Raw genomic sequence first — 16,248 nt, forward strand, 5'->3', positions numbered from 1 at the left:
TTTGAAGATCAAGTCAAAACGGGATAGAGCAGCTATGGTCAGTGGCAAAGTTCTAAAATTAAGAAGTATTAAATCAATTTGAGGACTTTATGGCTGCAAAAGTAGAAATCTACACTTGGAGAACTTGCCCGTTTTGTATCCGTGCCAAAAGTTTGCTGAAGAACAAGGGCGTTGAATTTATCGAATACAGTATTGATGGAGATGAGGCAGCCAGAAATAAAATGGCTCAAAGAGCAAATGGACGGCGCTCTTTACCGCAAATTTTCATCAATGATGATCATGTTGGTGGTTGTGATGATATCCACGCTTTAGATAGTCAAGGCAAGCTGGATGAACTACTAACTTCTAGCAATAGCGTGTAGGTTCAGAAGATATTGCGATCGCTAGCGACAAGCCGCTGCAAATTACACGGCAGTCGCTACAACTTTAGAAGAGAGAGTACGAACTTTTTTATCACAAAAGTGATATCTATCCACAAGACTTTACCCTCCAGGTTCCACTCAACAGTACACATATACGTCAATTGGTGAGAGCATCAAGAGATAATGGTTAAATAACCATTTAATTTCTTGGTGATTGAGGTACAAAGGGTGAAACTGGCTTTTATCATTGATCCCATCCATCTGCTTGACCCATGTCATGATACCAGTGTTGCCCTAATTGAAGCAGCGCAAATCCTGGGACACGAAGTTTGGGTGACTCAGGCAAATCTGCTGAGTGTGGTGGAGGGCAAAGCTTGGGCTTTCCTACAGCGAGTTGAAGTTGTACCAGTACAGTTGGTGGAGGGACGCTGGGTAGCAGCGAATCTTTGGTATAAGTTGAGCGATTCCTGCTTAACTTCTTTAGAAACAATGGATGCCGTATTTATGCGGACAGATCCACCTGTCAATGATTCCTACCTCTATGCCACCTACATTCTGGATTACATTGATCAAAATAAAACCCTACTGATTAATAGTCCTAGCGGCATCCGAGGGGCAAATGAAAAAATGTATGCCCTCCAGTTTACCAAAGCGATTCCAGAAACGATTGTCAGTGCTGATAAGCAGTTTATCCGGCAATTTGTCGAAGCGAAGGAGGCAGCAGTTCTCAAACCTCTGGGTAACAAAGCTGGGGAAGGAATTTTATTTTTGCAATCAGGCGATCGCAATTTTAATTCCATTGTCGAACTCAGTACCCTCCAAGGTCGAGTGCCAGTAATGGTACAAACCTATTTACCAGAGGCAAAAGAAGGAGATAAGCGAATTATCCTGCTCAATGGCGAACCAATTGGTGCACTCAATCGCCTTTCTAGCGGAACTGATTTTCGCAATAATATGGCAACTGGTGGTACAGTCGCTCAAACCGAAATTACCCAGAGAGAGTATGAAATCTGTACCGAAATAGCCGAACGCTTACGCCAAGACGGCTTAATTTTTGTAGGCATTGATGTTATTGGTGGCTACCTAACTGAAGTTAACGTCACTAGTCCTACCGGAATTCGTGAGATTGATCGCCTAGATGGTGCTCACCTTGGTCATCAGGTTATTCAATGGATTGAACAGGCAGTAAAAATCAAAAAATAAATGCAAATTATTTTTTGCTTCGTGTCCTATTCTCCAGGAAACAGACTTCCTTCGACGCTGGCGTGGGCGTGTTCCCACGCAACTTTCTTTAAGTAAATGTACTTATGTAGATCGAATATGAGTTTAATGGATCGCGGGGGTAGATGTAGCGATATCTACAACGAGCTATGTCTACGTATCTCTAGTTGGGCAGGTCTTCCGGTTTCTTTGTTCCAAAAGCACAGATGGACATGTGAGCCAGCAGACTCCTGCCCAAGTTCATTCTATAAGTAGCATTAACGAGAAGTAGCGTTAACGATTTTCTTTACCAATTGGCAAAATTAGAAATGGCAACGGATTGGTTACCCCTGCCTTTGGTAAAACCCTGAAACTAGCAGATTTTATACAGCACTCAGCCTAACCTGAGACTGCTAATTTAATCTAAAAATCATCACATCCAAAATCTTTTAATTCCTTGGTGTACGTCGGTTTCTCAGAAAATCAGGTATATCCAATCCAGGTTTTTCTTTTGGTTCTGGAATTGGAGTTGGAGTTGAACTTGGAGTTGAGGTTGGAGGATTAACTGCGGGTTGCTGTGTTGTTGGTCGTTTCGAGGTGTTAGGTGCTACTCGAACGTTAGCTACGCTTTGTTGTACCGCAGCTTGCACTTCACCTGTAAAGCCGGTGGCGATTACAGTAATTCTCACCTCACCCTGGAGTCTGTCATCAATTACAGCCCCAAAAATAATATTGGCGTTGGGATCAACTACTTCATAGATTGCTTCTGCGGCTGCATTCACTTCATGCAAAGTGAGGTCAGTACCACCTGTAATATTAAAGACAACCCCTCTGGCACCTTCAATAGAACATTCTAGTAACGGCGAAGAAATAGCTGCGATCGCAGCTTCTCTGGCTCTAGATTTTCCAGAGCTAACACCAATTCCCATCAATGCCGATCCTGCATCTGCCATCACCGCTCGGACATCAGCAAAGTCAACGTTTACCAATCCGGGGATCGTGATGATATCAGAAATACCTTGCACCCCTTGACGCAGCACATCATCTGCATAACGAAAAGCTTCTTGCACAGGTGTTTGTTCGGGGATCACTTCCAGCAATTTGTTGTTGGGGATAATGATCAGTGTATCTACTCTACTTTTTAGCCCTTCAATACCTTGTTCAGCTTGGCTGGTGCGGCGACGTCCCTCAAAGACAAATGGACGTGTGACTACACCAACAGTGAGAGCACCCATTTCTTTTGCTACTTCTGCCACAATCGGGGCTGCACCTGTCCCAGTACCACCACCCATACCAGCAGTGATAAATACTAGGTCAGCACCCTCCAAAGCTGTAGCAATTTCGTCTCGTGATTCCTCAGCTGCCTTTTGACCAATGGCAGGATTACCACCTGCTCCTAAACCCCGTGTTAGCTTCTGTCCAATTTGTAATCTACTGGGAGCGCCTGCCAGAGTTAAAGCTTGAGCATCAGTGTTAATTGACCAAAACTCTACCCCAGAGACATCAGACTCGATCATGCGGTTAACAGCATTGCCACCACCACCACCGACACCAATCACTTTGATGTTGGCTACTCGACCAGGAACAATCTCGCCAATTCGGCTATTTTCCGCAGAAATCTTCTTATTATCGTGATTTTGTCCGAAGTTCAACCCGGAGTTATTAAAGGGATTGGTCGAGTTAACTGCCAGAGAAAACCCTGGCTGTCCCGTAGATTGGGAATTTTTATAAGAAAGTCCTTGGTTATTATCAAGTGTCATTGGATTTGTGAAAGGGTAGATAAACGACTTTTTCAGGTGTTATTCACCTAAGAGTCAACTATAGTTTGACACTGCCACAATACTATGGCACTGTTCTTTCTTGTTTCCACTACTGCCAAGCCTAACAGAATTGACAGTGCGAAAATTTGCTATGGGATAAGCTTTTAACGCAGCCGATCGCACAGCCAATTCTAGAGAAGTATACCTACATTTATCTAAAAGTGACCTGTATAACTTCAACCAGACATTAATCTCTTCATTATTCTCAGCAGAGGAAATAACTTGTAAAGACACATTACAGCGCATCTTATCTGCCTCAATAATATTGTTAATAAGTTTCACCATTGGAAATAATTGCAACTTTAGACACAAAATTTACTTTATACTTACTTATCCTTAAGGTTGAAATAAGTAAGAATTTACTTGTCAGACTATACCTGATTAATTTGTTGTTTGGGGGGTCTTAATGGACACTTTGTTGGAGCAATAGTCTATCTTACGAGAACCCTCACTAGTGTGGTCAACAAATCAAGATTTTCCTAGAGGTTTCGTAACCTAATAGTAATGACGGCAGAGAATAGTCCAAACTGATTGCCCAAAAACAACGTTTACTCAACTTTTTGAGGTATTTTAAGTTACTTATTTAAGTTTCAGTAACCTGTCTTTGAAAGTGTCCTCAACAGACCAAAGTTAGAGTGTTTTTGTCCTTTGGGCTTGGATGACGGTGTAAACTGTTTTTATTAGTATCCTCTGCTCATAAGTCAAATCTTAATAAAAAACTCAAGCATTTTTCTCTTTTGGGCACTAGGTTCAGTCGAAGAATGTATAGACAGAAGGCGTTTTGCACGCCATAGACCATCATTAGATTGTCCGACATCTTGCACCCTATTATTAGATATTAGGGTCATAATTGAGAGTGTTTTACTCACAATTTAGATTTTATGATTGATCTTCTCATTCTAATTAGAAGTTAATGCCGATTTTCGGGCAGTTTGCTGGAAAACTGAAAATAATAAATTTATTTATCAGCATAAAGCTTCTTAATTTACTAGGAGCGCTCAATACATTAAAAACGCTAGATATTTTTAGGGATTTTGGGAGTTAATCTTTGGTCTTTTTGGTTCATTTGTACTAATGGAAATTCGGGATTTTTCAGATCAATATACTCTATTTGACCGAAATTGAGTTTTGTTGCTAAATGGCGCATTTGGGCGAGTAGCTTAATTTGTTCAGGCAACTGGGGGCCTAGAACGCCGAGATGTACATTTCCTAGTTCTGTTTTCAAAATTATATTCGCTGGATTTTGGCAATCAATTTCCATGACTTTTACGGGACTTTGGCTGACAGCTTTATGAAGTTGAGTCCAGTCGGGGCAGTATTGTTTTGGTAATCCAATTACTCTGAGATTGGGTAATTTTTTAGTAGGATTCAGTGATGTGTATTTTTCTAAAGGCATCCAGGCCCCACTTACATCTAGTAAGCCAATTGTGACTTTTTTGTTGCCAGTGGTCTGATTTTGCCCACTTGCTGTTTGAGTCACCGCTACAGGGACTCGTTCTTGGATTTCGATGTTTAATCCAGGAGGAAAAAGACGGCGTCTCACGATCGCTTGAGCAATAGTTGGTTGTTTTTTCAAGGAGTTAGCGATCGCTGTCGGTTCAATCCGCCACAAAGATTGCGGGTAAGATAGCACCAAAAGTGATTGAGTTATCTCATCCGACAGTAATTGATTGCCTGATTTCATAACAACTTGTTTGGGAGTTTTTAGGATCCACACTGGTTGGACTGCCACCCACAGCAATCCACCCGCGAAACCAGTAATGGCAAAAGTTCGCCAAATAGCCTGAATAATTCTCATCTGTCGCTGCCGACGTAATTTCTTACGACGCTGCGCTAGATCCGTGCGGGAAACTGATATTATGCCAGCCATTCAAACCCCTTTCTGGTTACAGTCGAAATTCCTTGACCAAACTCAGCAATTTTAACTCAGCACTCTTTATGCGCTTGTATCATTATTAATCTCAGTAAACACTGTCGGCATCTGTTAGCCGTTGTCCTCAAGACTTTTTTTATTTTTAGTAACAATTTACAGAAACTACACAGGGAATGTGGCGCTATTCATCCTTCCTATTAAAGTTTACGGTGTCCATTTTTAACTGACTGTTGTCTTTTTGACAAGCGATCATCCACTATTTTTTGACTAAAATATTACAAAATATTAATTTAGATATTTCTGATTTTGTTTTCTTGACAAATAGAATGTGAAATGATAAACAAGTATTCCTAAATCTCTGTGTACCTTGCTATAATTCATACCAGTCCGACCTCATCAGTTATACAAATAGAGATCATGCAATTTAGTAGCTTTTTTTCCCGATTAACTCAGCCATAAAGGTTCGTGCTAGGTCAAACAAAAGCTAGAGATTGTCAAAATCTCAATAGCAGGTGTAAAAAGGACAGATATGCTTAAGGTTATTAGGGTCAACTAAATCTCTACCATACTACTGACAGTGATCTGTAATCAGTGCTGTCTTTTGCAAGAAACTACCAACTTGCGAATTAATTGTGTGCTTACATCCCGGCTAGAGATTTTTTGTATAAAAAATACGAATTAACTGCATCTACATACACATCTACATACACCTCTACATACATGAAAACGACATTTAATTTGTCACGTTTTTATAAAGCATGTAACCCCAGCTACACGCTTAATATAAGTAACGTGCTAGATCGCCAATATTACATAGATTTTGCTGATGTCCGCGGTTGCAAGATTGTCGAAGAATTGCAGCGGACTATCTGCCGAATTTCTCCTGATGAGCCAACCTGCCAGTTATTTACAGGTCATATTGGCTGCGGTAAGTCAACGGAATTGCAGCGCCTCAAGACAGAACTAGAATTGGCAGGATTTCATGTGGTTTATTTTGAGTCCAGTCAAGACTTAGATATGGCAGATATTGATGTCAGCGATATTTTGCTGAGTGTAGCCCGTCAAGTCAGCGCCAGTTTAGAAGGCATTAGCATCAAACTCAAACCTGGTTACTTTACCAATTTGTTTAAAGAAGTAGGCGATTTTTTGCAAAGTCCCATAGAGCTTTCTGGACAAGCAGAGTTGTCGTTGGGTATTGCCAAAATTACCGCTAAAACCAAAGATAGCACCCAGTTGCGTAATCAACTAAGGCAATATTTGGAACCACGTACCAATAGTATTTTGCAAGCGATTAACGAAGAAATTTTAGAAAAGGCTGTTGAACAGCTAAAGCTGCGGGGTCAAAAAGGACTGGTAGTGATTGTAGATAATTTAGATCGAGTGGATATGCGTCCCTTAGCATCCGGGCGATCGCAACCAGAGTATCTCTTCATCGACCGAGGTGAACAGTTACGCCGACTTAAATGCCACCTAGTTTACACCATTCCCCTGACGTTAATTTTCTCCAATGAGTATGAGACACTGAAAAATCGTCTGGGAGGAGGGATTGCGCCAAAAGTACTGCCGATGGTATTGGTGCGGCAAAGAGATGGCAGTGACTACGAACCAGGGATGTCACTAGTGCGCCAGTTAGTTTTAGCAAGAGCTTTTCCCGAAGTTCCTTTGAATGGAAGGCTTTTATTAATTACAGAATTATTCGATCACTCTCAAACCTTGGATCGTCTATGTCGCGTTAGTGGCGGTCACATTCGTAATTTATTGGGTTTACTTTATAGCTGCCTGCAACGACAAGATCCACCTTTTTCTAGGGATTGCTTAGAAGCCGTGATTAAGGACTACCGCGACGATCTGCTATTAGCTATTGATGAATCCCAGTGGGAATTATTGTTTGAAGTAGTGCAGCAACAGAAAGTTAAAGGTGAGTCTGACTACCAGAGCTTACTAAGAAGCATGTATCTGTTTGAATATCGTGATCCTCTGGGGCGCTGGTTCGGTATCAGTCCAGCCTTAGCAGAAACAGAAAAAGTCCTTGCTTGGCAACAAAACAAGTAACAGTGCTGGGTGAGTCAATTGTCATTAGTCCTTTGTCCTTTGCCATTGGACTAATAACTAATGCCCAATGCCCCATACCCAATACCCCATGCCCAATGCCCAATAACCAATGACTAATGACAAGCAGCTACATGTATACACCAAAGAAAATCAGCATGCTTTGCAAAGACTGATTAGAGCGATCGCGCTTTCCAAAGGTCAATTTGCCCTGATTTTAGTTCGGTGTAACTATGGGCAATTACGTGAGCAAATGTTAGAAAATATTCGCTCCATTACCAAAGATATCTATATCAGAGAAATCGTTCTCCATCCATCAACTACTTCCTTACACAGCACAATAATCTCAGAACTATCTTTAGATAATCCTGCTGTCCTTACAGACTCTTTGCCATCTGCTGTGATGGTTTTCGGTATTGAGTCAGCTATCGACCTTGAAAACTTACTTACAGGCATCAACCAAGCGCGAGATATCTATGCCACGAATTTTCCATTTCCAGTGGTGTTGTGGCTACAAGATGAAGTGGCATCATTGCTGTCAAGATTAGCGCCTGATTTTAAAAGTTGGGCTGCAACCACTATTAAATTTGAAATGGCAAAAGCAGATTTAATTGCTTTGATCCACCAAGAGGCAGAATCTCTGTTTGCCAAAGTTTTAGAAGCAGGTGCTGAAACATTTTTATCTAACGCCTCTTTAGATTTAGATCCTAAGTCCCAACACCGTCATGAAATAGAATCAGCCCGTAATGATTTAGTACGCCTCTATGGCTTTCAATTAACACCAGGATTAGAAGCTAGTTTAGAATTTGTGTTGGGGCGAGATAAATACGCCAACGATCAAATTAATGGTGCTTTAGCCAATTATCAAAGAAGCCTAGCATTGTGGCAGCAGGAAATGAGGAGATTAGCAGAGTGGGAGAGTAATTCTTCTTTTCCCCTTTCATGTCCTCACGCTACCCCTCCCTCGCCTCTACTCAAGCAAGCAATAGTATTATTCCATCTGGGTCTGTGTTATCACCGAATGGCAGACTTATACCAGAATAGTAATAGTAGCTATTGTGAACATGCTCTCTTGTGGTTTAAACAATGCTTGGAAGTATTGGAAGAAGTACAAAGAGAAGACTTAGTTGCTAAATTTATTTTACCTGCTTGTGAAATGCTACAACGTTTACAAGCCTGGGATGACTTAAAAAAATTAGCTCAAAAATCATTACTTCTGCATAACACCTACGGAAGTTCAGCACAAGTTGCTCAAAATTATGGCTTTTTGGCAAATGTGGCAGCTTCGGAGTCGAATTGGGTACTGGCTCATGAATTAGCAAATACAGCACTTTCTATCTCCGAAGAAGCAACGGAAGTTTCTCTGCGAGACGCTTTGCGAACACGACGACAAGAAAGTTGGTATCTTCTCTTGCTCGCACGTACACAGCGGCATCTAGGTGAGTCTGAGGAAGCTATCAATAACCTGGAATGGGCGAGGGTAGTTTGTGAGCTACAACATCAGCCATCACTTTATTTAGAGATTTTAGAAGAACTGCGATCGCTTTACTTTTTTGAGCGTCATGACTATATAGAAGCCTTTAAGCTCAAGCAAGAAAAAATCCAAATAGAACATCAGTATGGCTTTCGTGCTTTTATCGGGGCAAGTCAATTACAGCCGCAACGCTCTAGAATTAACCCAGCATTGGAACCTCAAAAAATACCGTTTGTTCCTGAGGGTGTTGCCCAAGAAATATCTGCTTCTGGACGGCAACAAGATGTCAATCGTTTGATTGAAAGAATTACACGTGCTGACTACAAACTCACAGTAATTTATGGGCCATCTGGTGTGGGTAAAAGTTCAATTATCAAAGCTGGTTTAGTACCAGCGCTGAAGGAAAAAGTTATTGGTGAACGTATTCCCATACCTATTGTTTTGTCTGTTTACACTGATTGGCTCACAGTTTTAGTAAGCAATCTAAACCAAGTGCTAGCATACACAGGAATATCGGTTAATCCTGACTCTACACCCACTATACTGCTAGAAAAAATTCGATTAGCAACCGAGCGCAATTATACAATAATTATCATATTAGACCAGTTTGAAGAATTTTTCTTTATTAGTAATCTTCCCACGCAAAGAATAGAATTTTACCAATTTTTTAGTCAATGTTTAAATATTTCATTTGTCAAAATTATTTTGTCATTAAGAGAAGATTATTTACATCATTTACTAGAATTTGAACGTTTGAGCCAAAAAAATAGTATTGGGCAATATGATTTAGGCGTAATTAATAAAAATATTCTCGATAAGGACATTCGCTACTACCTAGGAAAATTCTCTAGCCAGGATGCTAAAGTCATAATTCACAGTCTTACTCAACGTTCACATTATGAACTGAGTGATGAATTAATTAACCGATTAGTCCAGGATTTGACAGGAGAACTAGACGAAGTACATCCAATTGAATTACAAATAGTTGGCGCTCAACTACAAATAGAAAACATTACTACACTCGGACAATACAAGCTTTGCGGTGGCTCGGCAAAATTGGTGGAACGCTGGCTTGGGGAGGTTATTAAAGACTGTGGTCAGGAAAACAAAGAGTTAACTTGGAAACTATTATTTGAGTTAACTGATGAAAAAGGCACACGACCGTTAAAAACTAAAGCTGATTTAGCGGCTGCATTAGTTAATAATCACGATATAGATACAATATCAAGCTTTGACACAGTTGGGGAACTAATTTTAGAAATATTGGTGGGTTCAGGTTTGGTGTTGCGAGTCAGAGAAGAATTAGGCGATCGCTACCAGCTAGTTCACGATTATTTAGTTGAACCAATTCGCCAAAAGAACAATTATGGTATGCTCGCCGAATTAGAAAAAATCAAACTTGAAAAAACTAAAGCTGAAGTTGCCCAACAGCTGAGTCAAAAGCAACTCAATTTGATATTGCAACGGCGGCTGCGGGAAGCACGGATAGCAGGCGCAGTGCTGGCAATCATGGGGGGAACAATAGCAGCATTATGGTGGCAAGCCGACTTGCAAAAAAGAGCAGCAATTCGCCAAACCCTACGAGCTGAACGCAGTGAAACCAATTTGAGAATTAGTGCGATCACTGCTGCTAGCGAAGCTTTATTTGCCTCTAATAAAGAGTTTGATGCTCTATTAGAAAGTTTACGGGCTTGGAGAGGACTTAAACAGGCAGAGATCGTGCAACCAGATACCCGAATGCGGGTGGTGACAGCCCTACAACAGGCAGTTTATGGGGTAACAGAGGTTAACCGCCTGGAAGGGCATGCTGATGTTGTCTGGGGAGTAGCTTTCAGCCCAGATGGTCAATTGCTAGCATCGGGTAGCCGAGATCAAACGGTGAAAATTTGGCGTTCTGACGGTACTTTACTCCAAACCCTCAAGGGTCACACTGATGCTGTCACCTGTGTAAGTTTCAGCCCGGATGGTCAAACCCTAGCATCTGCCAGCCTCGACAAAACAGTGCAAATCTGGCACAAAAACCCGGTTACAGGTGAATTTGGGTCTAAGCCATATAAAACCCTGAAAGGGCATAAAGATTGGGTTTATAGCGTTAATTTCAGTCCTGATGGCGAGTTGTTAGCTACTGCCAGTAAGGATACAACCCTAAAACTCTGGCGCAAAGACGGTGGCATAGTAAAAATACTGAGGGGACACCAAGGGTGGGTTAACTGGGTAAACTTCAGTCCTGATGGGCAATTCATTGCCTCGGCCAGCGACGACAAGACAGTGAAAATCTGGCGACAGGACGGTAGCCTCGTTAAAACTTTGCAGGGTCATCAGCAGGGCGTGGTTATAGCTGTTTTTAGCCCGGACGGTAAATTTTTGGCATCAACAGGTCGAGACAAGACAGTAAAACTTTGGCGACAAGAAAGTAACAGGACTAAAGACAGTTTTGACTTTCGTCTTTACAAAAGTTTACGACAGCATAGCAGTACAGTTTGGAGTTTGAGCTTTAGTTCCGATAGTAAAAAGTTAGCTTCCGCAGGTGAAGACAATACCATAAACCTCTGGAGTATCACTGGTACTTTACTCAAAACCTTCAAAGGACACAGCGATACTGTTGTCAGCATCGCTTTCAGTCCAAATAACAAATTGCTGGCTTCAGGAAGTTTCGACAAAAGCGTGAAACTATGGAGTTTAAATGCCCCAACACCGTCTATTCTTCAAGGACATCAGAAGCGAGTTTTGAGCGTTGCTTGGAGTCCTGACGGTCAGATGCTAGCTTCTGGTAGTAGCGATCGCACTGTCAAACTTTGGCAACGATACACCAGTAGTGGCGAAGTCAAAACCCGACTTTACAAAACTTTAGTAGGGCACACAAATAAAGTTCCTAGTGTCAGTTTCGACCCCAAAGGTGAAATGCTGGCCTCAGGAAGTTATGACAAGACTGTGAAACTTTGGCGGCTTGAAGGTACTTTAATTAAGACTCTCCTCGGGCATAGCGATAGTGTGATGAGCGTGAATTTCAGCCCAAATGGTCAGTTTTTGGTAACAGCTAGCAAAGATAAAACGGTGAAGCTCTGGAACCGTGAAGGCAAGTTACTCAAAACTTTAGTGGGGCATCAGGGCTGGGTGAATAGCGTAAATTTTAGTCCTGATAGTCAGGTTATAGCCTCTGCCAGTGATGACCAAACTGTGAAACTGTGGAGTCGGGATGGTACTTTGCTCAAAACTTTTTCGCCCCATGACAGTTGGGTGTTAGGTGTCAGCTTTAGTCCCACTGACGAGTTATTGGCTTCTGCTAGCTGGGATAATACCGTGAAACTGTGGCGGCAGGATGGTACGTTGTTAAAAACCTTGTTAAAGGGGTACAGCGATAGCGTCAATGCTGTAACTTTCAGTCCCAATGGTGAATTGCTCGCTGCCGCCAGTTGGGACAGTACAGTGAAACTCTGGAGCCGTGAAGGCAAATTAATTAAAAGTCTCAATGGGCATCGCGCTGCGGTATTAAGTGTCAGTTTTAGCCCAGATGGTCAAACACTAGCATCAGCTAGTGATGACAACACGATCATTCTATGGAATTTACATCTTGATGATCTGCTTGTTCGTGGTTGCGACTGGGTGGGTGATTACCTCAAGCACAACCGCAATCTTGAAAAGCGCGATCGCATTCTTTGTGATGGTATAATTAGCACAAACCCTTTTTAATTACGAATTACGAATTAGCTTGAAGCCTCAATGGGCAACCGCTCTTGGTTTAGCGGTTGATGAGGCGATAATTGTTAATTCAGAGCTAGAAAATAATTTTTGACATGATCAACTAAAGGAGCGATCGCTCTCCAAAACTTCATGATTATTTTCTGCGGGAGCTTCTTGTGGCAAATTCGCTAAAAAGGCTTGTAGTCTCATACGCTCAATATAAGGCCAGCCTCCCTCAGACTCAATATCTTTCAGCAATGAGTAGAGTTGCCGACGGTTAACAGGCAAACTCTCTTGAAAAACCCCATCCCGGATCTCTCGGTGTAAATGCTCTAATTGCCGCAGCAAAGCCAAAAGAGTTACAGTATCACCTTCACAGCCCTGAACTGCATCATACACCACAGTTGCGATCGCTTGCAGTTTACAGGAAAACTCCCCTGATTCCAGATTTTTGTTATCGCTCATGCCATCCTTTCCGTATAAATGAGGTCAACTCAAATTTACCGGAGATTTTTAATTTTCCCTAGTTTGCCAATAGCTACTCTAGACAAGGAGTAAAGAAAATTAACCTTCTGTAAGCTTCTAGATGGGTTTTTTCTGAAATCCTCGTGTCCTACATCCCTCACTTGTCTGAGTAAGGGGTGAATATAACTAGATTTGTATCTTTATCAAAGGCAATTGCGATCGCTCCTAAAAGAGCGTAGTAACCTTTAGCATAGCCTCCACGGCAGCTAGATGTGATCAGGACGAGACTTTGTTGGATTTTGAGTACTTTGATTTTGAGTTAAAAAAAATCGTATGATCTGGCTGATTTCCCAATCAAAGAATGGGCTGTATGTAGTGGCGTAACATACATAATACAAAAAGACTTGGGCGATGCCGCTTTTGTCACAGGCAAAAGTAAAGTGCGAAGTAGACACCTCTCTTTGCGCTCTTTGAGGCAAGTACTTATGCCGCTCTGTGTGGGGCTTACTCATCCACGCGCCCAACTCTAAACAAATGCCACCAACAGTGAAACTGCTGGTTTTTTGCTCCCCTAGTTACACACATCCAACATGGATGCAGTGTACTACTTAGTCTGGGGTTTCTTACACCCCAAGCTCAAGAGAGTGAAACGTTTAAGTACGTTTAGCAGAGAAAAATTTGAGCGGCGACTTCCAACCTATACGCCCGGACACTTGTTTCAACTCTTGCAATCAGAGCAACACACTGTCCGATCGGGGATGGCTTCTCGTCAAAGATCAAAGCTTCGATGCAGTTTTACAACTTAGATATTAATTTTTGAGATTGAGGTTGACCATGAGGTATCGCGCTTTAATTGTTGCATTCTTGGCTTTGTGCCTGGGGCTTATAACTGCTTGTAGTGATGCTCCTGCTACTAGTAGTAGAGATGTACTAACCTACGATCAAATTCGCGGGACTGGCTTGGCTAACAAATGCCCCCAACTAGCAGAAACAAGCCGTGGCTCCATTGCCATTGATTCTAGCCAGTCCTATGCCATCAAAGAACTTTGCTTAGAACCAACTAGCTTTTTCATCAAAGAAGAACCTGCTAATAAACGGCAAGAAGCAGAATTTGTTGCTGGCAAATTGTTGACCAGGTACACTTCCACCATTGACCAGGTGCAAGGCAACCTAAAAATCAACCCAGATAATAGCTTGACCTTTGTGGAAACTGATGGTCTTGACTTTCAAGCCATCACTGTGCAACTTCCTGGTGGTGAGCGAGTACCTTTCCTCTTCACCATCAAAAACTTGGTTGCTCAAACCCAACCCAATTTGACCAGTATTAACACCTCCACGGACTTTGAAGGCACCTTCAAGGTTCCTTCCTATCGTGGTGCTGCCTTCTTAGATCCTAAGGGTCGTGGTGTCGTCAGTGGCTACGATAATGCCGTGGCTCTCCCCGCCCAAGCGGATGATGAAGAACTTACCCGCACTAACGTCAAGCGTGCTGAAAATCTTAATGGCAAGATTTCTCTGCAAATCGCTAAAGTAGATAGCTCTAGTGGTGAAATTGCTGGTACTTTTGAGAGCGAACAGCCATCTGATACAGATTTAGGTGCTGGCGAACCTAAAGAAGTTAAGATTCGCGGTCTATTCTTTGCACGGGTTGAACCGACTCGTGGCTAAACTCTCTTAGGTAACTGACTGGCATTCAGAACTACAATTCTGTAAACATCAGGTTTCATAACAAAAGTTAACTTCAGGGCTGTTTCATTCCTATAAAAGCATTATTAGAGACGAAAAGAGACAAAGGTTCAAGGGTAGACAAGAGAAAAATTCTTCCTTCCCTTCTACCCAACTTTTCAAGAGGCTTTGAAAGGATGAAACAGCCCTGCCTTTTTTTCAGGAGCTAGATAGGTTTTTTATAAAGAGGGGAAAGGTTTAAATTCACCCCTTAACTTTTTCCCTTTTATTAAAAGACTAAGAATTTAAATACAACAAAGGGCATCTCGCCCTTTTTTTGTTTACTTACGTAAATATACGCAGTATTTTCTAAATATTATTAGTAATTTTTAATTGTTGAATGCATTTTGGTTGAATTTACACGTATTTTTACTGGAAACAAAACTTTTGCTTATCCAACAAAATTCCGACTACTGTTATTTTGTTTATATAAATTAGCTTCACCATTAATTAATTAAAATTAAGTACAATCTCGGTTTGATATTTAGTAACTAATTTTATATTTTATTTCTATGTAGTTATAAAAACAGCTACAGATCATACCAAAGAGCAATAACAAACTAAATACCAATTTTGCCCCTTTAAACTTTGCTCGATTTTCAAGCAACTCTATGAAATTTTTTCTAGAAAAATGTTGTTATCTACCATAGAGTTTGCAAGGACATATAGCGTGATATTGTCTTTGATATCGTGTGATCGCAGCTGAGTTTAAAAGTGAGTAATTGATTGTTGATTTACTCAATAAACACGGTGCTATGCCTACCACAGTCACCAATGAACTAAAACATGAAATTTGGCAGTTGTTGCGAGAATATCAGCAATCTCGGTCAGAAAATGTTCGCAATAAGCTGGTAAAACTCAATTTTGGACTTGTGAGAAAAGAAGCTCACTACTGGACAAATCAATGTCATGAAACCTACGATGATTTGCTCCAGGTTGGATGTTTGGGTTTAATTAGGGCGATTGAAAAATTTGAAATTTCTAAGGGACATGCCTTTAGTTCCTATGCTCTTCCCTATATTCGGGGTGAAATTCAACACTATCTCCGAGATAAAGGTGTCACCGTGCGAATTCCTCGGAAGTGGTTAGCACTGCAACAGCAAGCAATAGGAGTTTCACGTTCTTGGCGTGAAAAGCATAATCGTCAACCAACAGACTCCGAATTAGCAACAGCACTGGAAATTTCTCCAAATGAATGGCAAGAAATTAAATTAGCATGGGTAAATCGCGCTCCCTTGAGTCTCGATGTGCCAATCCAAGATGGAGAAGAAGGCTCTACCTGTTTGGGAGAATTGGTTCCAGATCCTCACTATCGCAGCTTTCAACTAGCACAAGAAGACCAACTTCGCTTGCAACAAGCATTGGTTCAACTCGAACAACGCACCCGCGATGTATTGGAATGTGTGTTTTTGCAAGATTTGACACAAAAACAAGTTGCAGAACATCTGGGAATCAGTGTCGTAACGGTTTCCCGTAGAGTCAAGAAAGGCCTGGATTTGATGAAACAGCTTATGGGTGTAACAGAAGATTGACGGCCAATAAACCGAATACGCAGTTATGCTGGGCTATAAGTGCTAAAAATAACCCTTGAAATGTAAA

General features: G+C 41.5%; 10 protein-coding genes. 6 read left to right on the forward strand and 4 right to left on the reverse strand.

Translation table 11 applies throughout. The features are described 5' to 3' along the window. Nucleotides 1-89: 89 nt before the first annotated feature. Together grxC and gshB are read left to right on the forward strand one after the other, a co-directional pair. On the forward strand, nucleotides 90-362 hold the full coding sequence (gene grxC, locus F8R90_RS25535) for a glutaredoxin 3 (RefSeq protein ID WP_196512997.1): 273 nt from the start codon (nucleotides 90-92) through the stop codon (nucleotides 360-362). 228 nt (nucleotides 363-590) lie between these two features. Continuing rightward, nucleotides 591-1,565 carry a glutathione synthase gene (gshB, locus tag F8R90_RS25540; protein ID WP_196512998.1) on the forward strand — a complete coding sequence of 325 codons (975 nt, stop codon included), beginning with the start codon at nucleotides 591-593 and terminating at the stop codon, nucleotides 1,563-1,565. Between the two features lie 446 nt (nucleotides 1,566-2,011). Here the strand turns inward: gshB and ftsZ are convergent, their stop codons facing one another. From ftsZ to F8R90_RS25555, 3 genes are all read right to left on the reverse strand, one after another. After that, entirely contained in the window at nucleotides 2,012-3,322 is a 1,311-nt protein-coding gene (gene ftsZ, locus F8R90_RS25545; RefSeq protein WP_196512999.1) for a cell division protein FtsZ, read from the reverse strand. A gap of 54 nt (nucleotides 3,323-3,376) precedes the next feature. After that, nucleotides 3,377-3,667, reverse strand: coding sequence for a hypothetical protein (locus tag F8R90_RS25550; RefSeq protein ID WP_230966847.1), 291 nt, complete (start codon nucleotides 3,665-3,667; stop codon nucleotides 3,377-3,379). Nucleotides 3,668-4,397: 730 nt separating this feature from the next. After that, nucleotides 4,398-5,252, reverse strand: a complete 855-nt coding sequence (locus F8R90_RS25555) for a cell division protein FtsQ/DivIB (RefSeq protein WP_196513000.1) — start codon at nucleotides 5,250-5,252, stop codon at nucleotides 4,398-4,400. Between the two features lie 723 nt (nucleotides 5,253-5,975). Between F8R90_RS25555 and F8R90_RS25560 the strand changes: the two genes are divergently transcribed. Both F8R90_RS25560 and F8R90_RS25565 read left to right on the forward strand, forming a co-directional pair. Then, nucleotides 5,976-7,307, forward strand: coding sequence for a P-loop NTPase fold protein (locus tag F8R90_RS25560; protein WP_196513001.1), 1,332 nt, complete (start codon nucleotides 5,976-5,978; stop codon nucleotides 7,305-7,307). Between the two features lie 109 nt (nucleotides 7,308-7,416). Beyond that, nucleotides 7,417-12,468, forward strand: coding sequence for an nSTAND1 domain-containing NTPase (locus F8R90_RS25565; RefSeq protein WP_196513002.1), 5,052 nt, complete (start codon nucleotides 7,417-7,419; stop codon nucleotides 12,466-12,468). Between the two features lie 108 nt (nucleotides 12,469-12,576). On the opposite strand, the gene F8R90_RS25570 is transcribed toward F8R90_RS25565, so the two are convergent. Further along, nucleotides 12,577-12,924, reverse strand: a complete 348-nt coding sequence (locus tag F8R90_RS25570) for a hypothetical protein (RefSeq protein ID WP_196513003.1) — start codon at nucleotides 12,922-12,924, stop codon at nucleotides 12,577-12,579. Between the two features lie 834 nt (nucleotides 12,925-13,758). Here F8R90_RS25570 and F8R90_RS25575 point away from each other — a divergent pair. Both F8R90_RS25575 and F8R90_RS25580 read left to right on the forward strand, forming a co-directional pair. After that, nucleotides 13,759-14,592 carry a photosystem II manganese-stabilizing polypeptide gene (locus tag F8R90_RS25575; RefSeq protein ID WP_190894002.1) on the forward strand — a complete coding sequence of 278 codons (834 nt, stop codon included), beginning with the start codon at nucleotides 13,759-13,761 and terminating at the stop codon, nucleotides 14,590-14,592. Nucleotides 14,593-15,404: 812 nt separating this feature from the next. Beyond that, a complete protein-coding gene (locus F8R90_RS25580; RefSeq protein WP_190894003.1) occupies nucleotides 15,405-16,181 on the forward strand; it encodes an RNA polymerase sigma factor SigF in 777 nt (258 codons plus the stop codon). The last annotated feature ends 67 nt before the right edge of the window (nucleotides 16,182-16,248 follow it).

This window comes from Nostoc sp. NZL, assembly GCF_015714705.1.
GTDB lineage: Bacteria > Cyanobacteriota > Cyanobacteriia > Cyanobacteriales > Nostocaceae > Nostoc > Nostoc foliaceum_A.

Coding starts and splice junctions, on each gene's coding strand:
- F8R90_RS25570 (WP_196513003.1), bottom strand. CDS start 12,924: ATGAGCGATAACAAAAATCTGGAATCAGGGGAGTTTTCCTGTAAACTG.
- F8R90_RS25555 (WP_196513000.1), bottom strand. CDS start 5,252: ATGGCTGGCATAATATCAGTTTCCCGCACGGATCTAGCGCAGCGTCGT.
- F8R90_RS25575 (WP_190894002.1), top strand. CDS start 13,759: ATGAGGTATCGCGCTTTAATTGTTGCATTCTTGGCTTTGTGCCTGGGG.
- ftsZ (WP_196512999.1), bottom strand. CDS start 3,322: ATGACACTTGATAATAACCAAGGACTTTCTTATAAAAATTCCCAATCT.
- F8R90_RS25550 (WP_230966847.1), bottom strand. CDS start 3,667: ATGGTGAAACTTATTAACAATATTATTGAGGCAGATAAGATGCGCTGT.
- F8R90_RS25580 (WP_190894003.1), top strand. CDS start 15,405: ATGCCTACCACAGTCACCAATGAACTAAAACATGAAATTTGGCAGTTG.
- F8R90_RS25560 (WP_196513001.1), top strand. CDS start 5,976: ATGAAAACGACATTTAATTTGTCACGTTTTTATAAAGCATGTAACCCC.
- grxC (WP_196512997.1), top strand. CDS start 90: ATGGCTGCAAAAGTAGAAATCTACACTTGGAGAACTTGCCCGTTTTGT.
- F8R90_RS25565 (WP_196513002.1), top strand. CDS start 7,417: ATGACTAATGACAAGCAGCTACATGTATACACCAAAGAAAATCAGCAT.